The organism is Streptomyces sp. NPDC020742 (assembly GCF_040641675.1).
In the GTDB taxonomy this organism is placed as follows: domain Bacteria; phylum Actinomycetota; class Actinomycetes; order Streptomycetales; family Streptomycetaceae; genus Streptomyces.
The window spans coordinates 134,709-158,359 of the sequence record NZ_JBFAEA010000001.1 but is presented as its reverse complement, the minus strand read 5'-3'; the positions used below and the strand labels follow the sequence as shown (position 1 = coordinate 158,359).

Annotated in this window: 15 protein-coding genes, 1 tRNA gene and 1 pseudogene; 5 read left to right on the top strand and 12 right to left on the bottom strand. The window is 72.0% G+C overall.

Annotated elements, in window-relative coordinates; translation table 11 throughout:
• Positions 1-30: 30 nt before the first annotated feature.
• Together AB0G84_RS00640 and AB0G84_RS00635 are read left to right on the top strand one after the other, a co-directional pair.
• Positions 31-2,763, top strand: a complete 2,733-nt coding sequence (locus AB0G84_RS00640) for an FtsX-like permease family protein (protein WP_361313449.1) — start codon at positions 31-33, stop codon at positions 2,761-2,763.
• Between the two features lie 38 nt (positions 2,764-2,801).
• Positions 2,802-3,836, top strand: coding sequence for an ABC transporter ATP-binding protein (locus tag AB0G84_RS00635; protein WP_361313446.1), 1,035 nt, complete (start codon positions 2,802-2,804; stop codon positions 3,834-3,836).
• A 116-nt stretch (positions 3,837-3,952) separates the two neighbouring features.
• Here AB0G84_RS00635 and AB0G84_RS00630 read toward each other — a convergent pair whose 3' ends face one another.
• The 7 genes and pseudogenes from AB0G84_RS00630 to AB0G84_RS00600 form a co-directional block, all read right to left on the bottom strand.
• Positions 3,953-4,705, bottom strand: a complete 753-nt coding sequence (locus AB0G84_RS00630) for a hypothetical protein (protein ID WP_361313443.1) — start codon at positions 4,703-4,705, stop codon at positions 3,953-3,955.
• Positions 4,702-5,136, bottom strand: coding sequence for a thioesterase family protein (locus tag AB0G84_RS00625; protein ID WP_361313441.1), 435 nt, complete (start codon positions 5,134-5,136; stop codon positions 4,702-4,704). Before AB0G84_RS00625 ends, AB0G84_RS00630 begins: the two co-directional genes overlap by 4 nt.
• A 5-nt stretch (positions 5,137-5,141) precedes the next feature.
• Positions 5,142-6,806, bottom strand: coding sequence for an energy-dependent translational throttle protein EttA (gene ettA, locus AB0G84_RS00620; RefSeq protein ID WP_361313438.1), 1,665 nt, complete (start codon positions 6,804-6,806; stop codon positions 5,142-5,144).
• Positions 6,807-7,169: 363 nt separating this feature from the next.
• Complete coding sequence (locus AB0G84_RS00615; protein ID WP_361313435.1) at positions 7,170-8,567, bottom strand: LAETG motif-containing sortase-dependent surface protein; 1,398 nt, start codon at positions 8,565-8,567, stop codon at positions 7,170-7,172.
• An 836-nt stretch (positions 8,568-9,403) separates the two neighbouring features.
• Positions 9,404-9,775: pseudogene (locus AB0G84_RS00610) on the bottom strand (single-stranded DNA-binding protein); the annotation flags it as partial.
• A 401-nt stretch (positions 9,776-10,176) separates the two neighbouring features.
• Entirely contained in the window at positions 10,177-12,009 is a 1,833-nt protein-coding gene (locus AB0G84_RS00605) for a YfjP family GTPase (protein ID WP_361315024.1), read from the bottom strand.
• Between the two features lie 971 nt (positions 12,010-12,980).
• On the bottom strand, positions 12,981-14,825 hold the full coding sequence (locus tag AB0G84_RS00600; protein WP_361313432.1) for a dynamin family protein: 1,845 nt from the start codon (positions 14,823-14,825) through the stop codon (positions 12,981-12,983).
• Positions 14,826-15,127: 302 nt separating this feature from the next.
• Here AB0G84_RS00600 and AB0G84_RS00595 point away from each other — a divergent pair.
• Positions 15,128-15,200, top strand: a tRNA-Arg gene (locus tag AB0G84_RS00595).
• Positions 15,201-15,884: 684 nt separating this feature from the next.
• Positions 15,885-16,901 (top strand): hypothetical protein, encoded by a 1,017-nt coding sequence (locus AB0G84_RS00590; protein ID WP_361313430.1) that lies wholly within the window; start codon positions 15,885-15,887, stop codon positions 16,899-16,901.
• Positions 16,902-17,263: 362 nt separating this feature from the next.
• Here the strand turns inward: AB0G84_RS00590 and AB0G84_RS00585 are convergent, their stop codons facing one another.
• The 5 genes from AB0G84_RS00585 to AB0G84_RS00565 all read right to left on the bottom strand — a co-directional run bounded on the left by AB0G84_RS00585 (position 17,264) and on the right by AB0G84_RS00565 (position 22,220).
• Positions 17,264-18,442, bottom strand: coding sequence for an FAD-dependent oxidoreductase (locus AB0G84_RS00585; RefSeq protein WP_361313427.1), 1,179 nt, complete (start codon positions 18,440-18,442; stop codon positions 17,264-17,266).
• On the bottom strand, positions 18,439-18,636 hold the full coding sequence (locus tag AB0G84_RS00580) for a ferredoxin (protein ID WP_361313424.1): 198 nt from the start codon (positions 18,634-18,636) through the stop codon (positions 18,439-18,441). Before AB0G84_RS00580 ends, AB0G84_RS00585 begins: the two co-directional genes overlap by 4 nt.
• A gap of 40 nt (positions 18,637-18,676) precedes the next feature.
• Positions 18,677-19,915 carry a cytochrome P450 gene (locus AB0G84_RS00575; RefSeq protein WP_361313421.1) on the bottom strand — a complete coding sequence of 413 codons (1,239 nt, stop codon included), beginning with the start codon at positions 19,913-19,915 and terminating at the stop codon, positions 18,677-18,679.
• Between the two features lie 129 nt (positions 19,916-20,044).
• Positions 20,045-20,743, bottom strand: coding sequence for a response regulator transcription factor (locus tag AB0G84_RS00570; protein ID WP_361313419.1), 699 nt, complete (start codon positions 20,741-20,743; stop codon positions 20,045-20,047).
• A gap of 649 nt (positions 20,744-21,392) precedes the next feature.
• Positions 21,393-22,220 carry a hypothetical protein gene (locus AB0G84_RS00565; RefSeq protein WP_361313416.1) on the bottom strand — a complete coding sequence of 276 codons (828 nt, stop codon included), beginning with the start codon at positions 22,218-22,220 and terminating at the stop codon, positions 21,393-21,395.
• 332 nt (positions 22,221-22,552) lie between these two features.
• On the opposite strand from AB0G84_RS00565, the gene tsaD reads away from it, so the two are divergent.
• On the top strand, positions 22,553-23,641 hold the full coding sequence (tsaD, locus tag AB0G84_RS00560) for a tRNA (adenosine(37)-N6)-threonylcarbamoyltransferase complex transferase subunit TsaD (RefSeq protein WP_361313413.1): 1,089 nt from the start codon (positions 22,553-22,555) through the stop codon (positions 23,639-23,641).
• Positions 23,642-23,651: the final 10 nt, after the last annotated feature.

The window sequence follows — 23,651 nt, the reverse complement described above, 5'->3', positions numbered from 1 at the left end:
GATGACCGAGCTGCTGGTAGGCGGGGGCCGATGAGCGCGCTCACCTGGACGGAACTGCTGCGCATCCGGCTGCGGACGGGGCGCGGGGCGGCGCTGGCGCTGGGCGCGCTGGTGCTGGTCACCGCGTTCCTCGCGGCGGCCTTCCCACGGGGCGTGGAGGCGTACGAGACGCGCGGGGTGCGCCATGCGCTGGGTTCGGCGCCGCCCGAGCAGCAGACGCTGGAGGTCTCCATCGCCCGGGCGGACCTGCCCGGTGCCGGTGTCCGGGCCGCCTACGGGGCGGCCGAGCTCACCCGCCAGGACCGGGCGCTGCGGGAGCGGTTCGACGCGCCGCTGCGGATCGCGGAGGGCGGGACCCAGTACGGCGTGCGCACCACCGCCCCGCTCACCGCGTACGACCCCGGGCTGCCCAGGCCCGACGGCCCCGGCCCCGGCCTGTCGCTGTACGCGGTGTCCGGGCTCGCCCGGCACGCCACGGTTACCGAGGGGCGGCTGCCGCGGGGCGCCGCCCCCGGGGAGCGCACCCTGGAGGCGGCGGTGACCGTGGCCGCCGCCCGCACCCTGCACCTCCGCGTCGGCGGCACCCTGCACCCGGAGGGCCTGACGGTACGGATCTGCGGGCTGCTCACCCCGCGCGACCCGGACGGCGTGTACTGGGCGGTGGACCCGGTGCTGACCGCCGCCCGGCTGACCAGCACCGGGGAGCAGCCACCGAGGCGGTTCTGGCGGGCGGCTCTGCTGCTGTCCCCGCAGGACGGGCCGGCGCTGCTGCCCACCGGAGGGAAGCCGGAGAAGTTCTGGCGCTACCCGGTCGACGCGAGCCGGCTGACCGCGGGGCAGGCCCCGCTGCTGCGGGACCGGCTGAGCTCCCTCCAACACGGCGCGGGCCTGGCCCGGTTGCGCACCGTCGCGGGCGGCGGCGCCCTCGCCGACAGCGCGGTGGACGGCCTGCTGGACGGCTTCGGGCGGATGCGGACGGCGATCGCCCCGGTGGTCGCGGTGGCCGCGTTCGGCATCGGCACCGTCGCCGGCGTGGTCCTGCTGCTGTCCGGTGCGCTGGCGGCGGCCCGACGGGCCCCGGAGCTGGCACTACTGCGGGCCCGCGGGGCGTCGCTGGCCGGGCTGACCGGGCAACTGGCCGCGGAGACCGCGGTGGTGGCGCTGCCCGCGGCCGCGGCCGGCGGCGGGCTGGCGCTGCTGGTCACGCCCGGCGAGCAGGCACTGCCGTCGCTGCTGGCGGCGGCCGGCACCGGGCTGCTGGGCACCCTCGCCCTGCCGCTGCGGGCCGCCGTCGCCCACCGCCGCCCCCGCCCCGCGGTACGCGCCGACCTGACCGCCGCCCGCCCCTCTCGGCGCCGTACGGTCGCCGAACTGACCGTGCTGGTCCTGGCGGCCGGTGCGGTGGTCGCGCTGCGCCGTCGCGGAACAGCCACCGGCGGCGGGGTGGACGCGCTGGTCAGCGCCGCCCCGGTGCTGATCGGGGTGATCGCGGCGATCGCCCTGATGCGGCTCTACCCACTCCCGCTGCGGCTGGCGGCCCGGCCCGCCGCCCGGTCCTCCGGGCTGACCGGCTTCCTCGCACTGGCGCGCGCCGGCCGCGCCCCGGCCACCGCCGGGCTGCCGCTGCTGGCGCTGTTGGTGGCGCTCACCACGGCGTCCTTCGGCGGCTCGGTGCTCGCCGGTATCGACTCCGCCCGGGACCACGCGGCGCTGACCGCGGTCGGCGCGGACGCCCGGATCTCCGCCGACCGGCCGCTGCCCGAGAAGCTCCGGCGGGCCGTGGCGGCGGTGCGCGGCGTCGACGGGGCGGTGCCGCTGCGCCTCAGCGTCCAGGCGGCGGACGACGGTGGCCCGCCGCTCTATCTGGTGATCGCGGACGCCGAGGCGTACTCCCGGCTGGCCCGCGCCACCGGTCTGGGCGCCTTCTCCGCCGCCGAACTGGCCGATCCCGGCGGCGACCGGCCGCTGCCCGCGCTGGTCTCACCCCGCTACCTGACCCGCTTCGGGCGGGCCCCGCAGGCCCTGCAGCCGGAGTTCGGCCAGCTGGTCGTGCGTCCGGTCGCGGTGCGCGCCGACACCCCCGCCCAGCCCGGGGGCGACTTCGTACTGGTCAACGCGCGGAGCGTGGCCCGGCGGTACCCGGACACCTATGCCGACCCCGCCAACGGGCCCAGCGTCCTGCTGCTGTCCGGCCACGCGCTGGACACCGGGGCGCTGCGCACCGCCGTCCGGGCGCACTCCCCGGCCGCGGCACCCGCCCGGCTGACCCTGCGGTCCGCCGAACGCGCGGCCCTCGCCGACCCGCCCCTCCAGCAGGGCGCCGAGCGCCTCTACACGGCCGCCGTGGCGGCCGGCACCGGCTTCGCGCTGCTGGCCCTGCTGCTGTCGCTGCTGCAGACCGCCCCGCAGCGCCGCCAACTCCTCACCATGCTCCGCACCATGGGGCTGCCCCCGGGGCAGGGGCGGCGGCTGATGGTGCTGGAGGCGCTGCCGCAGGCGCTGCTGGCGGCCGGCGGCGGGGTGCTGGTCGGGGCCGCCGCGATCAGGCTGCTGAGCCCGGGGACGGACCTCACCCCGCTCGCGCTGCCCGGCGGCCGGGGCGGCGGCACGGCGGACACCGTACGGCTGGGGGCCGATCCGATGTCGCTGCTGGCGCCGTCGGCGGGCGTGGTCGTCCTGGCCCTGGCGGTGGTGGCGGCCCATGCCTGGCTGAGTGAACGGCGCCGCGAAGGCACCGAGTTGCGAGGGGGAGAGCGCCCATGACCACCGGGAAGGTACCCATGACCGGCGGGAGAGAGCCCATGACCGACGCCCCCTCGCCCACCGCGGCCGGCCGCCCGCCCGGCACCCCACCGCCGGCGAGCCTGGACGAGCTGGAGCGGCGCGCGGCGTCCCGGCGCGGGCAGCCCGCCTACGGGCACGACGCGCTGATCGCCTGCGACCGCCTGGTGCGGGTCTTCTCCACCGACGGGGTCGAGGTGCAGGCCCTCCAGGGGCTCGATCTGCTGGTCGCGGAGGGCGAGTTGATGGCGCTGGTGGGGGCGTCCGGGAGCGGCAAGTCCACCCTGATGAACATCCTCGCCGGACTGGACGTGCCGACCGCCGGCGCCGCCCGGGTCGCCGGCCGTGACCTGTTGGCGATGGACGCCCGGGCCCGGCTCGCCTACCGGCGCGAGGTCGTGGGGTTCGTCTGGCAGCAGACCGCGCGCAACCTCCTGCCGTACCTGACCGCCCAGCAGAACGTGATGCTGCCGATGCAGCTGCGCGGCGGCCGGCGCCGGGCGGCCCGGGCGGAGGCGGCCGAGCAACTGCTGTCGATGCTCGCCCTCGACCACTGCCGGGACCGCCGTCCGCACCAGCTCTCCGGCGGCGAACAGCAGCGCACCGCCATCGCGGTGGCGCTGGCCAACACCCCATCGGTGCTGCTGGCCGACGAGCCGACCGGTGAGCTGGACTCGGGGACCGCCGAGCAGGTCTTCACCGCGTTCCGCACCGCCAACGAGGAGCTGGGCACCACGATCGTGATCGTCACCCATGACCAGGCGGTGGCGAGCGAGGTGCGGCGCACCGTCGCGATCCGGGACGGGCGCACCTCGTCGGAGGTGCTGCGACGCACCGAACGGGACGCCGCCACCGGCCAGGAGTCCCTGGTCGCCCGCGAGTACGCGATGCTCGACCGGGCCGGCCGGCTCCAGCTCCCGGCCGACTACACCAGCAGCCTGGGCATGGCGCACCGGGTCCTGCTGGAGCTGGAGAGCGACCACATCGGGGTGTGGCCGGACGACGCGACGCGCGGCGCGACACCGGAGGGCGATCAGCCGGAGGAGGACCGGTAGCCGTCGGAACGGCGTGCCGAACGGCGCGCCAGCGCCCGTCGGAGCCGGAGCGCCCGGCGCGCCCGTCAGACCGGCGTGACGCTCAGACCGACGTGACCGTCAGCCCGGCGTGACGTTCAGACCGGCGTGACCGTCAGCCCCGACAGTCCCGTGAGCCCGGCCGGTCCCCCGCTGCGGACGGCGATCGACCCGTACGGGGTGCTCAGCCGCAGCCAGCCGCCCGCGGACAGCAGGCTCAGCTGCTGGGGCTGCGGCTGGGGCCGGTCCGTCGGAACGGGCGTACCGGGTGCGGCGGTTCGGGCCCCGGCGAGCCTCCCGGCCCGCGCAGGACGGAGGAAGCCCAGCGCCTGGGCGGCGTGCGCGGCGCGCAGCGGGAGGTGGGTGTCGCCGAGGGTGCGCGACCAGATCTCCCGGCCGATGCGGTCCCGCTCGGCGCGGGTGCGGTGCTGGGGCGGCAGCGCCTCGTCCCGGGCGCGGAACTCGGCGACCGCGGCGGCCACCGCGCGCACCAGCGCCTCGGGCGCCGGCAGGCCGGGCATCCGCTGCCAGCCGCCGCGCGGCGGCAGCACACCGGTCCACGGCGGGCCGGTGACCGCGGCGGGCACCGTCAGCGTCCCCGCCGGCTCCTCGATCCCTTCGAGGAGATCACCGGCCGAGACGGTGATGTCCAGCGGCTCGCCGGTGTCCTCGGCGAGCCGTGCCGTGCGGATCGCCAGCACCTCGAAGGACGGCGGGCGGCCGAAGACGGCGAGTACCCCGCCGCCGGCCTGGAGCCGCACCGCGGCGGCCCGGTCGTAGTGGATCAGCCGGGCGAGGAAGGCGGCGAGGTCCGCCGCCTCCCCCGCGTCGGCCAGGTGCAGCGCCGTCATACCGCGGAGCGTCCTCCCTGGTGCGCGGCGTCGTCCAGATACTCCTTGAGGATCGCCTTCTCCTCCGCGGTCAGGCGGCGCGGGCGCTCCTCGGTGAAGTTGTACGGCACGACGACGGTCGAGGCCCGCAGGTAGAGGGTGTCCTCGTCCTTGACCTCGTAGGCGACCGTCATCGACGCCGCGCTGACCTTCGTCACCCACAACTCGACGGTGACCGGCTCGGGCCGGTGCACCAACGGCCGCACATAGTCGATCTCGTGCCGGGCGACGACCGAGCCGCCCGTGAACGACGGGCTGCCGTCCCCCGGCGCCAGCCGGCGCATGAAGTCGATCCGCGCCTCTTCGAGGTAGCGGACGAACACCGCGTTGTTGACGTGGCCGAACGCGTCCATGTCCGACCAGCGCAGGGGGCAGGAGTAGAGATGACGCACGCCGGTCAGCCCCGGGTGAGCTTCTTGTACGTGGCGCGGTGCGGACGGGCTGCGTCCGGGCCGAGCCGCTCGATCTTGTTCTTCTCGTAGGACTCGAAGTTGCCCTCGAACCAGAACCACTTGGAGTCGCCCTCGTACGCCAGGATGTGGGTGGCGACGCGGTCGAGGAACCAGCGGTCGTGGGAGACGACCACGGCGCAGCCCGGGAACTCCAGCAGCGCGTTCTCCAGCGACGACAGGGTCTCGACGTCGAGGTCGTTGGTCGGCTCGTCGAGGAGCAGGAGGTTGCCGCCCTGCTTGAGGGTGAGCGCGAGGTTGAGGCGGTTGCGCTCACCACCCGAGAGCACACCGGCCGGCTTCTGCTGGTCGGGGCCCTTGAAGCCGAAGGCGCTCACGTAGGCGCGCGAGGGCATCTCGACCTGGCCGACGTTGATGTAGTCCAGCTCGTCCGAGACCACAGCCCACAGGGTCTTCTTGGGGTCGATGTTCGCCCGGCCCTGGTCGACGTAGGAGATCTTGACGGTCTCGCCGACCTTGATGTCGCCGGAGTCCGGGGTCTCCAGGCCCTGGATCATCTTGAACAGCGTGGTCTTGCCGGCGCCGTTCGGGCCGATGACACCGACGATGCCGTTGCGCGGCAGGGTGAAGCTCAGGTCCTCGATCAGGACCTTCTCGCCGAAGGCCTTGTTGAGCTTGTCCACCTCGACGACGACGTTGCCCAGGCGCGGGCCCGGCGGGATCTGGATCTCCTCGAAGTCCAGCTTCCGCATCTTGTCCGCCTCGGCGGCCATCTCTTCGTAACGGGTCAGGCGGGCCTTGGACTTGGCCTGGCGGCCCTTGGCGTTGGAGCGGACCCACTCCAGCTCTTCCTTCAGACGCTTGGCACGCTTGGCGTCCTTCTGGCCCTCGACCTTCAGGCGGGTGGCCTTCTTGTCGAGGTAGGTGGAGTAGTTGCCCTCGTACGGGTGGGCGCGGCCACGGTCGAGCTCGAGGATCCACTGGGCGACGTTGTCGAGGAAGTACCGGTCGTGGGTGACGGCGACGACGGTGCCGGGGTACTTCGCGAGGTGCTGCTCCAGCCACTGCACGGACTCGGCGTCCAGGTGGTTGGTGGGCTCGTCGAGGAGCAGCAGGTCGGGGGCCTCCAGCAGCAGCTTGCACAGCGCCACGCGGCGGCGCTCACCACCGGAGAGGTTGGTGACCGCCCAGTCACCGGGCGGGCAGCCCAGCGCGTCCATGGCCTGCTCCAGCTGGGTGTCCAGGTCCCACGCGTTGGCGTGGTCCAGGTCCTCCTGGAGCTTGCCCATCTCCTCCATGAGCTCGTCGGAGTAGTCGGTGGCCATCAGCTCGGCGACTTCGTTGAAGCGCCGGAGCTTGCCCATGATCTCCTTGGCGCCGTCCTGGACGTTCTCCAGCACCGTCTTGGACTCGTCCAGCGGCGGCTCCTGCAGGAGCATGCCGACGCTGTAGCCGGGCGACAGGAAGGCATCGCCGTTCGACGGCTGCTCAAGACCGGCCATGATCTTCAGCACCGTGGACTTACCGGCACCGTTGGGACCCACGACACCGATCTTTGCGCCCGGCAGGAAGTTCAGCGTCACGTCATCGAGGATGACCTTGTCGCCGTGCGCCTTGCGCGCCTTGCGCATCGTGTAGATGTACTCAGCCAAGAGAAACCGTCCGGCAGATTGGATCGATCAGGGTCTGTGCGGCACCGCCCGGGGCCACAGTGCGCCGAGGCCGAGGGAGGGCAGATACACCCCATCTTGCCGTACGTCCATCGCCGGAAGGAAACGGGTGCCGAGGGGCAGACAGCAGTCGGCCCCGAAGCGTCACAACGCTCCGGGGCCACGGGGTGTTCCCGCGGCGGCCGCCCGGTCGTCTTCCGGATGCGGGCGGTCGCCGCTTGTCACTACGGGGTGTTACTGCGGTGTTACCACCGCGCCACCGGTGTCACTGGTACCAGCGGTGGCACGGCGGGGTGACGGGCCTACCACCCGCCCGGACCACCGTCCGGGCGGGCCCTGCCGTCCTTACGCCTGGGTGCCGGTCTTCTTCTTACGGAGGAAGAACACCGCGGCGCCGCCGACCACGACCAGGACGACCGCGACGCCCGCGATCACCGGGGTGGCGCTGCTGGAACCGGTCTCGGCCAGGTCGGTGCCGTGGCCGCCGCCGGTGCTGCTGCCGCCGACCGACGCCGGGCTGGGCTTCGAGGAGGGCTTGCCGCCGCCGCTGCCCGCGGTCTTGCAGTCCAGGACGCCGGTGAAGGTCTTCTTGAAGCCGCCCGCACCGGTGATGGTGATGTCGTACGGCTGGTCCTCGCCCACCGGAACGGTCACGGTCTGCGACTTGCCGGGTGCGACGTCGTAGTCCTTGCCGGACAGCTTGAAGCGGAACGCCTCATCGCCCTTGTTGGTGGCGGTGACGTCCACGCCGCCCTTGGCGCAGTTCTTCTCGGCGGTGATCGCCGGGATGGCGCCCTGCTTCTTCCAGGAGACCGTGGCGGCCGCGGAGACCGTGGACTCGCTGGAGCCGGCCAGGATCTGGGTCTGGCTCTTGGCGTGCTCACCGATGCCGGTGAAGGCGCGGCCGACCGGGACCTTGGTCGCGGCCTGGGCGGTCAGCGAGGTGGTGCCGTCCGCGGCGCCCTTGGGCACGTCGAAGAACAGCTGGGTGCCGTCGGCGGCGCTGGTGACCGCCTTGCCGTCCTTGCCGACGACCTTCACACCGGCCGGCACATTGGCGGCCGGGGAGATCGTCACGCTGTCGGCGTTGGTGTGCACGGTGACCGGGCCGAGCTTGCTGCCGGACTTGCCGGAGACCGCCGGCGGGTCCAGCGTCAGGGAGGCCTTGGGCTCCTCGACGCTCTGCGCGCTCTTCTCCAGGTACTCGGCGAGCTTCTCAGCCGCCGGGTCGACCGCGTCCACCTTGACGTGGTCGGAGAAGCGCCAGATCGCGACCTGGGTACCGGCCGCGGCGGTCTTCTCGGTGAGGTTCCCGGCACCGGCCTTGGAGGCCAGCTGGGCCAGGTCGTTCACCTGCGGGTAGGAGTTCTGCAGGATCCAGCGGATCTTGCCGGCGTCCGCGTTGTTGTGCAGCGACGAGGCGCTCCAGGGCACTTCCTGGTACTTGGCCTGCTGCTGCGTCGGGTTGTGGATGTCGATGCAGTACGTCTGGAGCGTGCCGCCGTTGTCCACCGACATCTCGAAGAGGCCGGCGCCGACGCGCTGGTCCCCGCCGTCGCTGTGCACGACCGCCTGGTCGAAGGTCTTCAGCCCGCCGAGCGTGGCTGTGGCACCCCCCTGAGACGGGGTCGTGTCATCCGCCGCGGCAGTCCCCGCGGTGGCTATCGCGCCCGCCGCGACCAGGCCCGAGGCCACAACCGCGGCGGCAAGGCGGGCTGCGCCCCGCCTCTTTATCGAAAGCATGAATTTCCCCTCTGGGCGAGGCGGTCGCGTGGGGAAGGTGCCTCGCCGAAAGATCCCAAGACTCAACAGCCGAACGTCAGCCCCCGTGGGCCCCCGTGAGTACTCGTCGGATCCTAAGGAGCAGGCGCACCAGGGTCCCCGGTAATGCCCTCCGATAAGCGATCCGAATCGCAATCGTTACCGTTGCACACCACCCTGACCTGCCATTATCGATAAATCCCCGATCACTTTGGGCCCCTTGATGCCCTCAGGGGCGAATTGCCCGGTGGCAAGGGCGCATCCTGCACAAACGGCGCCGAGGATTCCAGTTCGTTTGCGCCCCGTGACCCGGTGCGGACGGACCGCTTCCGCGACGGCAACCGCGCAGCCGTTCCCCCCTCCACACCCCTCTCCGCCCCCACCGCCACCGCCCGCACCCGCCCAGAACCTCTGTCCCGCCGCCCCACGGTGCTTACCTCCGACTTCACAACTGGCCCTGCCTCCCTTCCCGTTCCCCTTCCCGTTCCCCTGCCCCTTTCCGTTCCCGCTCCCGTTCCTACTCCTGCTTCCCTTCCTGTTCCTGCTCCCGTTCCCATGCTTGTCACTGCGCTTGTCCGCGTACTTGTCGCTGTGCTTGTTGCTGTGCTTGTCGCTGCGCTTGTTGCCGTGCTTGTCCCACCGCTCGGCTCCGTGGTCGCCCCAGGCTCGGAATCCGCGCCCGCCCCCGGATCTCTCCCCGGCTCCGCATCCACGCCTGCCCCCGAGTTGACCCCCGGCTCCGCACCCACGCCTGCCCCCGAGTTGCCCCCCGGCTCCGCATCCGTCTCCCGGCCGAAGTGCGCCGCCATCCGCGCCGCCCGAACCACCCGGCGGAACGCCGCCGTACCGCGCGAGAGATCGTGCCCGATCGCCACCGCATCGACCTCGGCGGAGAACCAGCGCTGCCCACCACGCTCGGGGGGCTGCTCCCCTTCCCGCAGCCGTAGCCGCCCCTGCACCACAAGCGGTTCCCCCACCGCCACCGACGCGGCGACGTTGTCCGCGAGTCCACGCCACGACCGCACCGTGTAGAAGCTCGTCTCCCCGTCCGTCCAGCGCTCCTGCGCCTTGTCCCACCGCCGGGACGTCGCCGCCAGCCGGAACCTCGCCACCGTCACCCCCGCGGCCGTCTGCCGGTGCTCCACCGCCGTCGCGGCATTCCCCACCAACGTCACCATCGTGTCGTTCACCGCACACGCCTCCCCCGTCTGCTGTGCGCTCGCCCTTCGCTCGCGCTGCGTTGACCTCATGCTGTACGGATCCGGCGCGGTCCGCGGCGGCCTGTGGACCGACGACCGACTGTGGACAACTCGGCCACTCGAAAGGGTCAACTCGACTGCCCGCAAGGGGCCACACAGCCTCCCAGGGGAGGCACTCAACAGCCGTCACCACCTCACGCGGGACACCGATGCCACCGGCGCGACGACTGATACGACGTCAGGCACCGGCCCTCACAGACCGCATGTCCCATGCGCCGGCCTCAGTCCGGACGCCTCAATCCGCATACGGACACGCATCCGCAATTCGCAATTCGGAATTCGCAGCCCGCAGTCCGCATTCCGCGAAGCCGGCGGCATCGACACCCCCGGCGTCACACGCCGGACGCCACCGCGTACTGCTCCCGCACCTCGCGATAGCGCAACAGCTCCGCGGCGACCGGCTCCAGCACCCGGGCCCGCCCACAGCCCGCCGCCGCCCCCCGCAGCCTCCGCTCGGCCTCCTGCCCGTACCTCTTGGCCGGGCCGCGCGCCACCACCCGGCACATCCACGACAGCGCCGGGCCGCCCACCGAGCCGACGATCGCCGGAAGCAGCCCGGAGATCCAGGCGGTGGCATCGCCCACCCCAGTGACGGCCGCCAACAGCCACAGCATCCCGACGACTTGGAGGGTGGACAGCAGGCCCTGCAGCGCGGCGGCCACCGTCCACCACCGAGGCTTCACCGCCGGCCCGCCCTTGAGCGACTCCTCGGAATCGGCCGCCACCTTGTCCAGCGCCTCCGGCAGACCCTGCGCGCCCCGCTCGGCCGCCTCCCGGACCGCCTGTGCCCACGGCGCCGGCAGCCCGTGCGCGGCCTCGCCGGCCACGGCCCGTACGGCCTGTTCCACCGCCGGCCGGGCCGCCGCCCGCCCGTCCGCCCCGGCATCGGCTGCCCCGGAGAGCCCGAGCGGTCCCGATACTCCGGCCGTCCGAACCGCCCCGGACGGACCTGACGACCTGGTCGACCGGGTCGACCTGCTGACGGCCGCGTGCCCGGTACCCGTCGCCCCGGCCTGTCCCGCGTTCGTCGCCCCGGCCCGCCCCGCGTTCGTCGCCCCGATCCGCCCCGCATCCGTCGCTCCGGCGGCTCCCCGGGCGGCCCCGACTCCCCGCCGTCCCGTACGCCGCCGCCCCCGCATCCGTGCCCACGGGGAGCCACACGCCCGCTCCGCGTACCAGAGCCAGTCGCGCTCCGCCGCGCGCCCGATGGCCACCGCACCGACCGCGTCGGCCAGCCGGGCATCGAACTCCTCACGTGCCCGTTCCGTCAGCCCGACTTGGCTCCGGGCCACATACACCGACCGCAACCGCTCGGCCGCCGCATCCACATCGGCCGCCAGCCGCCGGTCCGCCGCCCCCCGTTCCGCGACGAACTGGCCCAGCGCCTCCCGCAGTTCCGGCACGCCCTTGCCGGTCGCGGCGGACAGCGCCAGCACCGCCGCCCCGGGCTCCCCGTGCTCGCCGAGCGCCAGCCCGTCCTCGTCCAGCAGCCGGCGCAGGTCGTCCACCACCTGGTCCGCGGCGTCCCCGGGCAGCCGGTCCACCTGGTTGAGGACGACGAACATGACCTCCGCGTAGCCCGCCAGCGGCCGCAGATACCGCTCGTGCAGCACCGCATCCGCGTACTTCTCCGGGTCCACCACCCAGATCACCGCGTCCACCAGCTCCAGCATCCGATCCACCTGCGCACGGTGCTCGGTGGCCGAGGAGTCATGGTCGGGCAGGTCGATCAGGATGAGACCGCGTAGCTCGGAGCCGCCGTCGGCAGGTGCATGGCGACGGTGCGCAGGCACGCCCAGCCGATGCAACAGCCCCTCGGCACCCGGCCGACCACCGGGCCACACACACGCCACCGGCTCGGCGGTCGTCGGCCGCCGCGGCCCGACCTGCGAACGGTTCGCCCCGGCCAACGCATTGAACAAGGAGGACTTGCCGCTTCCGGTGGCCCCCGCGATCGCCACCACGGTGTGCTCACCGGACAGCCGGTACCGCTCGTCGGCCACCTCCAGCACCCGCCCGGCCGCCTCCAGCGTCCGCCCGTCGAGCCGGGACCGCGACAGCGCGATCAGTTCCCGCAGTGCCTCCAGCCGGCCCCGCAGCCTTCCTCCGGCGGCGCGCCGCCCTCCATCGGGCACCCACCGGTACCCCTCCCCGCCCGCGAGCACCGCGTCCGCCGGCAGCCGGGGCTGGATCAGCGCCTCAACGTCGCCGGACGACCCGCCGGGCACGCCGGGCACGCCGGGCACGCCGGGCACGCCGGGCACGCCGGGCACGCCGGGCACGCCGGGCACGCCGTAACCATCGGACACGCCGGACGCGCCGGCCCCGTCCGGCACGCCGACCCCGTCGCACGATCCGCCGGCCCCTTCGCGCCCCCCGTAGGCCCCGTTGCCCGGTCCGTCGACCCTGTTGCGCGATCCATAGACCCCGTCGCGCGCTCCGTCGCGCACTTCGTCGGCCGATCCCCCGTACGCCCCCGCGGAGCACGCCGTACGCGCCCCGGGCGGCGAAGCGCCAGGCGAGCCGCCTCGGGACGCGCCGGGCGGCTCCGTAGGCGATGCGCCATGCCAGCCGGCGAGGGGCGCGTCGTGCGCCGTGCCGTACGGCGTACCAGGTGATCCGCCATGAGAAGCGGCTGGGGAGGCGGCGCACAACGCCGAGCGTGGCGCGGCCGGCAACGCCGGTGGTGTGGTGTGCGACACGGCGCGGGACGCTGCGCATGTCTCGTCACCCGCTTCCTCACGCTCCGCCACGACATCCGTGACCCCCGTGGCACCCGTGGCACCCACGGCACCCACGGCACCCGTGGCCCGCCCGGACATCGCCGCGGACGGCTCTTTCGCCCTCTCCCCTTTACTCTCCCTCCGCACGTCCTCTCCCGTGGAGCCCGCATACCGCACCCTGCGCGCGATCAGCCCGTCATCCCACGTCCCGACCGCGCCACTCCCGGTTCCGCGCTCCCCTCCCGGCCCTTCTCCGGGTCCTCCTGCCGGCCCTTCTCCGAGCCCGCCTGCCGGCTCCCCTCTCGACTCTCCTGCCGCGGGAGCCACCCGCTCCACTCCCACCTCCCGCTCCCCCGTCCCCGCATCCGCTCCCCCCTCCGGGCCCTCGCCGGCCCCGATCACTGTGCTGCCGCTCACCCCGACACCTCCTCCTTGGCCAACTCCCGCTCGATCCCCGCCCCGTGCTCCGCCCGCGTCCCTGGCATCGGCCCGGCCGCCACCGGGGGCGTCGCCCGCCCCTCCCACGTCTTCTGTTCCGCCTTCCGCTCCCGCTGCATGACCGACAGCGCGGCGATCAGCTCCGCCTGCTGTTCCGGTGGAACGGTCAGCTCGTCCAAGGGCGCCAGCCGGCGGTCGCGCTCGGTGTCCAACGCCCGCTCCAGACAGGTGGTCAACAGCCGGGCGCCCCGGTCGCAGAGCCGCAGCGCGGTCTGCGCGCCCAGGAGGTCGGCGAGGTTCTCGCCCGCCGTACGGGCACGCCGTCCGCCGAGCAGTGCGGTGGCCAGGAGCGCAGCGGACTCCTCCGGTTCCACCGAGCCCACCCGCTCCCCGGCCTGCCCGGCCCGCGCCTCCCGGGTCTCCTCCTCGGCCAGCTCCTCCAGGCAGCGCCGCCAACGCCGCACGATCACGCCCAGCCGCTCACCGGCGTCCGCCGCCCCCGCGGCCGCCGTCAGGGACACCTCCGCCGCCGCGGGATCCCGCCGCCAGGCCTCCGCGGCCCGCTCGTCGGCCTCCGCCACGGCGCAGGCCAGCAACGAGGTGAGCCCGTCCGTCAACGCGTCGAGCAGTTCGTCGCTGCGACCGCCGAACCCGTGGCCGCGCCAGTGGGCGCGGGCGTCCCCGGACAGCACCTCGCCGGCCGCGACCTCCTGCCGCACCCGCTCCGCGGCGCGCTCGTACGCCTCCTCGACCCGCCCGGCCAGCCGCAGAGCCGCGGCGTGCTGGGCGGCGGCGGCCCCGGCCAGCGCCGGGAGCCGGCTGCGCAGCGAGGCGATCACACCGGCCGCCGTGCGCTCCGCGGCGGCGGCGCGGGCAGCCGAGTCCTTGGCGTGCCGCTCCAGCCAGTCCCGCAGCGCGGCAACGGCCGTGGCGGGCAGCAGCCCGCTGCCGCCGCCGGCGGACTCGGGCAACTCGGGAATGGTGAACCGCGGGACGTGGCCGAGTCCGGCCCGCTGCAGCAGCTCGGCGTACCGCCCGGAGATATCGGTGGCGATCTGGTGCGGCACCCGGTCCAGCACGGTCACCAGCGTGACGTCGTACTCCTTGGCCGTCCGCAGCAGATGCCAGGGCACCGCGTCCGCGTACCGGGCGGCCGTGGTGACCAGCACCCACACGTCCGCCGCGCAGATCAGCTCGGCCGCCAGCTCCCGGTTGCGCGCGACCAGGGAATCGATGTCCGGCGCATCCAGCAGCGCCACCCCGCTGGGCAGGGCCGCATCGGCCTCGATCCGCACCGTACGCGCCGCGGACCCGCCGCCGGCACGCCGGGAAGCCGCCCGGCCACCGCCGTACGTGCCGTACCCGCCCGCCGCGGAACCACCGCCGGCCGTCGGACAGTCCCGCTCCTCCTCGGCCTCCGCCGCTCCCCCGTCGTCCTGCTCGGGGACCCACACCCGGGTGAGGTGCGGCAGCACCCGTGGCCCGGAGAACCAGTGGACGTCCTCGGGATGGCAGACCAGCACCGGGGTGCGCGTCGTCGGCCGGAGCACCCCGGCCTCCGAGACGCGCCGCCCGACCAGCGAGTTGACCAGGGTGGACTTGCCCGCCCCGGTGGATCCGCCGATGACGGCCAACAGCGGGGCCTGGGGGGACCGGAGGCGGGGAATCACATAGTCGTCGAGCTGGGCGAGCAGCTCGTCCCGGTTGCGCCGGGCCCGGGCAGCGCCCCGTAGTGGCAGCGGAAAGCGTGCGGCATCGACACGGTTGCGCAGAACGGACAGTGCGTCGATCAGCCGGGGTCGTACGTCCAAGGTCGCCACATGTGAAGAATGCCCAATTTCGTTAGCTTTTTGAAGCGTATAGCCCTTCGTGCGCGCCGCAAGAACCCCCACAGAACGGGACGAGTGACCCATGAGACGATTGCGACAAGCGGGACGCAGGCATAACGAGTGCACAACACCCGAGGCCCAGGGCGCCAAAAGCGATGCAGGATTCGTACCTGCCTGCGATTATCGGGACCGCTTCACCGAACCTCCACAACGTGCCACGGAGGTGAAGCAACCGGGACGAGGCACCCGGACCTCTATCCTTGACCGCGGTCCGTGATCCACGTCCACACCCGGCCCCCGTAGCTCAGTGGATAGAGCAGGTGCCTTCTAAGCACTTGGCCGCAGGTTCGAGTCCTGCCGGGGGCGCTTTCTTCTCCTGTTTCGCAGCCCTCCCTCGCGGAGGGCTTTTTTGCAGGTCAGGGGCGGTTTAGCGAGTCCGGGTCGGCGTGGGCCGCGCCGGGAACGGACGGCGGGATCGCGCGGGTCAGTGGCTTCAATGCCTGGCTAACCGCCGTGAACACAGCCCGCTCGGGGCACGGAGCGGTCCCACCGCCCAGCGGACGGGACGTGAACGGCGGCAGATCGATTCCGCTGGTGGCACCGCCCGCGGTCAACCAGGTCCCATCGTCCACGACGTGAGCGTCGATGACCTTGCCCCCTAGGTGGCCAGCTCGGCCTTGGATCAGAAGATCGGTGTCGGTGGGCTCCCATGCGGCCGACACCGTGACGTCGGTGCCGAAGGAACGTGTCACTCGCCAGGATCCGATGGCCGCACCGGTGTCGTTCGCACCTGGCCGCCCGCACGCTCAGCGTGCCCGAGAACGTCACGCGGCCCGATGAAGTCCTGCTCCTCCACCCCGTCGTACACGAGGATCTGAACGCGTAGATGAGCGCTCCGCTTGCCTCTCCACTGTCGCAGTTGCCCCCCCGTCGGCTGGGGAGGAGGGCAAGGGCCCAGGCTGCTCGACCGGCCATCTCGGCGGAATTGGGAGCGGCAATTCATTCGAAGCCCTAGCCTTACGGGCGGAACGCCGAACCGAGGGGGGCAAAATGCAACCGACCGAAGAACCGATGGAGCCAGGCTGGGGTCACCTCAAGGCCGGTCTCACATTCGATGATCTGCGAGAAGCGGTTGAGAAGTCGGGGTATCCGCTACAGAGCACCACCTTCGAACTACTGGAGCAAGACTTTAGGCTACAGCAGGAATGGGGCTTTAGGGATCGAATTTCAGGAGACATGCGTTCGATCGACCTGCTTGCCACCCGAGAGCTAGGGCACCTTGCTTCAGCAGATTCCCGGATTCGACCTTCACTGGCAGTGTTAATCGAATGCAAGCAGTCAGAATTGCCCTACGTATTCTTCTCCCCCAGTGCAGGCCCGTGGCGGCTGGACTTGCCGACAGTGTGTGGCCTCAAGGTGGACGCGGTAGTGGCCGAGACGAATGACAACCCCTCGACGTGGCAATTCAGCCCTATGGATGCGCTCGACCTCACGCGTCACCCCTTCCATCAGGTCGAGGGATTCTCGATCGTCAGCAAGTGCGCCAGAAAAGGACCTCGGCTGGAACTTTCCGGCACCGATGCCTATAACGGCATGGTGATGCCATTGGTTAGTGCCGCAACTCACTTCATAGAGGCATCGAGACCCCCAAGGACTGCTCATTGGTTTGACGCCTATCTGGTCTGCGCAGTGGCGATTGTGGATGCCCCGATGATTGTTGCCAAAAATGGAGATTTCGGCATGAGTCTTGAGGCGAGGCCGTGGTGCAGGCTGTTTCGGCATGAACCTAAGGAGCTCGGTGAGTTCATGGGCGAAGAGGGAAGGTACCTCGCAGTGGATGTAGTCCACAAGGACTTCATGGTCGAATACTTCGATGACCATCTCCTTCCCTTTGCGCGCGAATTTTCCAAAGGGGCCCTGAAGAATGACATCGTTCTCGCCACAGGGGAGGCCTTCATTGAAAAATCGGTGTTCAACCCCTCTTGTGATCTTCGGGATCAGTTCCAGCCCCGGGAGAGGCGCCCAGCGACTTCATCCGAGGATTCGAATGAATCAGGCGCTGGCTGAACTCTCGCTAGGTCTGTGCCGGTAGGCCCATGTCGGCTCCTGTCAGGCATCAGCCCTGTGTCGAACCTTGCCTGACCGGTGTGATCTGCGTGCCGACGTCTCTCCCATATTGTCGCTGTGACCTGCGCAAACCACCCGGACTACCGCTGAGCACGAGTGCCGGGGCCGTCCGATCGCAAGACGGGCTGCAACCTCCCGAGGTGTTGCAGCCCGTCAGCGAAGTCGCCGCCGGGCTCGTCGGATGCAGTAGCCATGCCCTGGGCTGGTCAGCGGCCCGCGCGACGGCCGCGGATCATTCCCCGAGCTGGGTGAGATCAGGGGCGACGGCAGCCACGATCGCGGCTGTCGTCACCTGCGCGGGTTCATAGGCCTGTCCCGGCGTTGTGCAGGGCCTCGCGCCAGGTGGTGCGCTGCGCGACGGCCTGCCGCCAGGGACGGATCGCCTTGGGCGGCATGCCGACCGCAAGGATTCCGCTCAAGCGGTCCCCGGCGCGGTAGGCGACCATGAACCGGCGCTTGTCCAACTCCCCGTCCACGACAACGACGTCGTCGTGGTCCCGCAGGTGGCCGTACGCCTGGATCTTCGTGTCGTACTGGTCGGACCAGAAGTACGGCACCGGCGCGAAGGGCTTGCGCGCGTCCGGGCGGAGGAGATTACGGGCAGCGGCCCTGCCCTGCTCGGCAGCGTTGGTGCGGTGCTCCACGCGCATCGCCACGCCGAACAGCGGGTTGTGCCAGCGGGCGACGTCCCCGGCGCCGTACACCCCAGGGGCGGCGGCGCTGTACTCGTCGCACATCAGGCCGTCGCCCAGGTCAAGGCCGCTGCCCTCCAGCCATGCTGTGTTCGGCCGGGAGCCGACGGCTACCAGGACCGCGTCGGCCTCGACCATGCCGCCGCCGGCGAGCCGTACTCCACCGTCGGTCACCTCGGTTGCGACGACCCCGGTGCGTAGATCCACTCCGTGCTCCAGGTGGACGCCTGACAGCACGCGGCCGGCCTCCTCGCCGACCGCATGGGCCAGCGGTACGGCGGCCGGTTCGAGGAGGGTGACCTCGGTGCCGAGGCCCCGGGCCACCGCGGCGGCCTCCGCCCCCAGGAATCCGGCGCCGACCACGGCCAGCCGCCGCCCGGGCCCCAGCCTGTCCCGCAGCCGCAGCGCGTCGTCCAGGGTGCGCAGCACATGGGCGCCGTCTCCGGGCAGATGGCGCGGACGCACCCCGGTGGCCACGATCAGACCGTCGTACGTCACCCGCGACCCGTCGGCCATCAGCACGCTCCGTGCGTCGGGATCGAGGCCGCTTGCCGCGACGCCGAGGCGCAGGTCGAGGCCGAGCGCCGCCAGATCGGCCTCCGGACGCAGTGCCAGCCGGCCGGGCTGCCACCGTCCGGCGAGAAGCTGCTTGGACAGCGGGGGCCGGTCGTAGGGCAGGTGCGGCTCGTCGCCGACGAGTGTGATCGTGCCGCCGTAACCCTCCTGCCGCAGCGTCTCGGCCGCCGCGAGCCCGGCGGCCGAGGCACCGACGATCAGGACCCGACTCATCCCTCGACCAGCCGGATGGCCGCTGCGGGGCATACGGCCGCCGACTCCCGTACGGCGTCCTGCAGTTCCACGCCGGGCCGGTTCTGGAGCAGCACGGCGATGCCGTCAGCCTCCCGCTGGTCGAATACTTCGGGGGCGATCATGACGCACTGTCCCGAGGCGACGCACTTGGGCTCGTCGATCTCTATACGCATGGTGAGGTCCAATCTCTCAGGGGCGGTACCGGGTGGGGGCTTACCAGCTCACGGGCAGTGCGGAGACGCCGTAGGCCAGGCTGTTCTTGAAGGTGATCTGGTCGAGGGTGGTGGCCAGGCGCAGGGTGGGGATGCGGCGGTAGAGCGTGCCGTAGACGACCTGGAGTTCGACGCGGGCCAGCGGCTGGCCCAGACACTGGTGGCTGCCGAAGCCGAACGCCTGGTGCCGGCGGGGGTTGCGGTGCAGATCCAGCCGCTCGGGCTCGGGGAAGACTTCCGGGTCCCAGTTGGCGGCGGGCTGGGGCAGGATGACGCCCTCTCCGGCGCGGATGGTCTCGCCGCCGATCTCGATGTCCGCCAGGGCGACCCGCCGCAGTCCACTGTGGGCGATGGTCAGGTAGCGCAGCAGTTCCTCCACCGCGCTCGCCACGACGCTCGGGTCGTCCGTCGCACGCAGGACGGCGAGCTGCTCGGGGTGCTCCAGGAGCGCCAGCGTCCCGAGGGCGATCATGTTCGCGGTGGTCTCGTGCCCGGCGAGGAGCAGGCCGGTGCCCATCGCGGCGGCTTCGTGGTGGGTCATCTCACCGGTTTCGACCCAGGCCGCCAGCTCGGACAGGGTGTCGTCGGCGGGGTTCGCGGCTTTGGCGGTGAGCAGGTTGCCCAGATAGCCAATCAGCGTGTCCCGCGCCGCCCGGACCTCCTCCGCCGAGGCGTCCGTCCTGAGCATGGTGCTGCTGTTGTCCTGGAAGAACTCGTGGTCCTCGTACGGCACCCCCAGGAGCTCGCAGATCACCAGCGACGGCACCGGCAGCGCGAGCGCCGTGACGAGGTCGGCCGGCGTCGGTCCCGCCAGCATCTGGTCGATCAGTTGATCGGTGATCCGCTGGATCGCAGGCCGCATGGCCTCGACCCGCCTGACGGCGAACGGGCCGGTGACCATGCGGCGGATCCGGGAGTGCTCGGGCCCGTCGAGGGCGGTGATAGACGGTTCGCTGGTTTTGCGGAACGCGGCCTGAGCCGCATTGCTGTGCGGGTACCCGGGCAGCCGCTGGTCGGAAGTGATGCGGGGGTCGGCGAGCAGGGCGCGCTGGTCAGCGTGGCGGCTGACGATCCATGGAGTGCTGCCGTCCCAGATGCGCACTCGGGTGACCGGCCGTTCCTTCTGGAGGTTCTGATACAGCGCCGGCGGGGCGAACGGGCAACCAGCCGCCCTGGACAGCGAGAAGTCGGGGATGCGCTGGGCCTCGTCAGCGGAGATGCCTGCCGATGTGTCAGCCATGTCTCTCCTGGTGGGGATGGGGCTTCGTCTGATGGACGCGTCCACGGAACCAGGCCGAACTGACGCCTCCCTGCCCATGACCAGACAGAAAGCTGACGTGACGGAGGTCACGGCGGATCGGGCCTGCCGTTATGCTCCGGGCCGATGGCCGAGCCAGTAGCCGAAGCCCCGGTGGGTGTGGATCAGCCTCGGCTGCTCCTGGTCCACCTTCTGCCTCAGCCGCGAGACGAGCTTCTCGATCGCACTGTCGGCACGGGCCTCACCCCAGACGTGCCGCCAGATCTGCGCCTTGGACAAGACCTGCTCGGCATTGACCAGGAAGTGGTGCAGCAGCCGGTACTCGGCGGGGGTGAGATCGAGGCGCCGCCGGCCGCGCCATGCCAGGCACTTGTCGGCGTCCAGCACCAGGTCGCCATAGCGGGGCGCCGCCTTCCGCTGTGCCGGTCCCCCACCCTGGAGCAGAGTCTGCGTCCTGGCGAGGAACTCCACGACACGGAACGGCTTGGTGACATAGTCGCTCACACCCGGATTGAGCCTGGACACCAGGAGCGCCAGGGTCTCGGAGTCGGCCAGGACGAGCACCCGCGGAGGGTCGGTGGGCAGGCGGCGAAGCGCGGCGCCCAGGCCGTGCACGTCCGACAGCGCCGCGTCCACGACGATCAGATGAGGGAGCCGGTCCGCAGAGAGCCGGGCCAGCACCTCGTTCACTTCCCTGCCGGTGCCAGCCGTTGCCACCTGGTAGCCGGCCAGTTCGAGGGTGGTCGCCAGCAGGTCGACGAGCGTGGGATCACCAGAGGCGACCAGGATCCGTTGCCCCTGTCCACGCACGGCAGACGGATTCTCCTGGGGCTTTCGGTACATGGCAGACCATTTCCTGTTGGGCTCATGTCTGGCTTGGCGACGCTGGTCGCGACGGCCGGCAGCCACGGCCGCTGTCCGGACGTCACCTGGTTCTGGGTCTCCCACGGCCGTGCGGCGCGGGTGCGGACCTTGCCCAGCCAGCCCAGTTCACCATCGCTCCGGCGTCTGGGCCCGTCGGGTACCACACGGCTTCGCGTCCGGTTCGGTGCGCTCACTCAGCGCGGAGAACGGGACACGCAGGCCGGACAGCTCCCGGCACAGTCGAGCACGTTGATCCTCTTCTCGGGCGTCAGCCAGCCGAGGTGAGCAAGCCGCGCAAAGAACTCCCGGTCGTCGCGGGCGAGTTCGGGCAACGGCGTCACGCAGCGGTTCAGGGCCGGGCGGCACGGCGGCCACGTCGGCGATCACACAGACATGGCGGACTGCGCCGTCCTGCGCATCCGGCGCCTTGGTGACGGCCCCGGCCCCAGCGAACCGCAAAAGCGCGGAGTAGAGGGAGTTGTTCGACGGGGAGTGCCCGGTGGGCTCCTCCACGCGCCTGCGCCGCTCGTAACCGTGCACCGGTCCCTTGGCCGAGCTGGCAAGCAGTGTCACCTCGATCCGCACAACGGTCACATTAACGTAGGTTTTGGTAACCGCCCTTGCGCTTCCATCGCGGGCGGAGCCCTCTTCCTGTGAGTCCTCCTGCGAGTCCTGGGCTTGGGGACTGGCATGTTCCATGAGCCAACTGCACGGCGTCACGCGGGAGAACGCGGCGAGCGGCCGGAACACCGCGCTGTGACTGCTGGACACCCCGAAGACCCGTGGCATCCGGGCACCGGCCCGGCCCGACCCAGCCCAGACCAGCCCAGCCAGCGAAGAGCGGGCGGGCGTCAGTGGTGGGTGTTGAGGAAGCCGATGGTGACGGCGCCCCACCAGCACAGCTGGGAGAGGGTGGCGGTGACCGCGCCCCATGCCAGGAGGCGGGTGGCAGTGCGGGGGCCGAGTGGCGGGTCAGGCGGTGGGTGAGGACCCGGGCCTGGAGGCCGTTGAGGGTGAGCAGCAGGACCAGGGCCAGCTTGGTGCGGGTGAGGGAGGAATCCAGGTCGGGGTGGAGGACGGCGCCGGTGACGACCAGGCCTGCCAGGCCCGCCCAGACCGGGGCGTGGAGACGGCCGGCGGTGGTGAGCGCCTCGGCGAGGGAGCATCTGCTCGTGAGCCAGAGGAGGGCGTAGTAGTCGACCACCAAGACCGCGCCGAAGCCGAGCACCATCGAGGCCAGGTGGAGGAACAGGGCGGTGGCGTGCAGGGCGGGGTCGGGGTGCAGATGGGCGGAGATCCACAGGGCCGACGCGAGCGCGGCGCCGGCCAGGAGGGCGGCGGCGCCGACGGTCCACCACGAGCCGTGCGGCCGCAACGGGGAGGCCGGGCCCGCGGTGGCGGTGGGCGCGGACGGCGAGGACATGTCGAGCTCCTGGTGCATCTGAAGTGGCGCAAAGGCAAGGCTTACCTAAGTGAGCGTGGTGTGGTCAATGCGTGTGGGGCGGTTTGAGGGGGGTCGGGCCGAAGCGTGCCCTCGCCGATACGCCGTCGAGATCTGACGGAGGATCGGGGCAGGGCGAGGGGTGGGGTGAGGGGTGGGGTGAGGGGTGGGGTGGGGTGAGGCGAGAGGAGTGGGAGTGGGATGGGGGGCGCGGAGGGGTGCGGGAGGGCTTATTGCCACTGAGTTGCAGTTACAGTGATTTGGCAATTGGCAATAGGGATATGCGGGGTTGCGGGGAAGGGAGTGGGGCGGCGATGGGTGGGACTCCCGTGGTGCTGGGGATCGAGTCGTCCTGTGACGAGACCGGTGCCGGGCTGGTGCGGGGCGGGCAGCTGCTGGGGCATGCGGTGGCGTCGAGCATGGAGGAGCACGCGCGGTTCGGTGGGGTGGTTCCGGAGATCGCGGCCCGTGCCCATGTGCATGCGTTCCAGCCGGTGGTGGAGCGGGCGCTGAGCGAGGCGGGGCTGGGGATGTCCGACATCGGGGCGGTCGCGGTGACGACCGGGCCGGGCCTGTCGGGTGCGCTCCAGGTGGGGCTGGCCGGGGCGAAGGGGTTGGCGTATGCGCTGGGTGTGCCGTTGTACGGCGTGCACCATCTGGCCGGCCATGTCGCGGCGGACACCCTGGCGCACGGTCCACTGCCCGATCCGTGTGTGGTGCTGATCGTCTCGGGTGGGCACACATCGCTGCTGCTGGTGCGGGATCTGGCCCGCGATCCGCTCGTGCATCTCGGTGACACGCTGGACGATGCCGCGGGTGAATGCTTCGACAAGGTCGCGCGGGTCTTCGGGCTGCCCTACCCGGGCGGCCCGGCCGTCGACCGGGCCGCGCGCGCGGGGGATCCGCGCGCCGTCCCCTTTCCCCGCCCGCTCACCGGGCCGCGGGACGATCCGTACGGGTTCTCCTTCTCGGGGCTGAAGACGGCCGCGGCGCGGTGGGCGGAGCGGCACCGCGGTGCGGAGCTTCCGGTGGCGAACGGGGCGGCCTCGCTACAGGAGGCGGTGGCCGACGTGCTGACCCGTAAGGCGGTCGCCGCCTGTACCGCGCACGGTGTCGGGACCCTTGTGGTGGTGGGCGGAGTGGCCGCCAACTCCCGGGTGCGGAGCCTGGCGGAGGAGCGGTGCGCGGCGGCGGGCATCGCGCTGCGGGTGCCGCCGCTGCGGCTGTGCACGGACAACGGCGCGATGGTCGCCGCCATCGGGGACCTGCTGGTGCGGGCGGGGGCCGGGCCGGCGCCGCTGGACGTCTCCATTGACCCGTCGGCGCCTCTGGAGTACGCGGCGCTGCATCCGGTGGCCCGGGGCATCGACCGAGGGGCGCCGGGCGTCCCGGGAATGCGGTAATGCTGCTCCG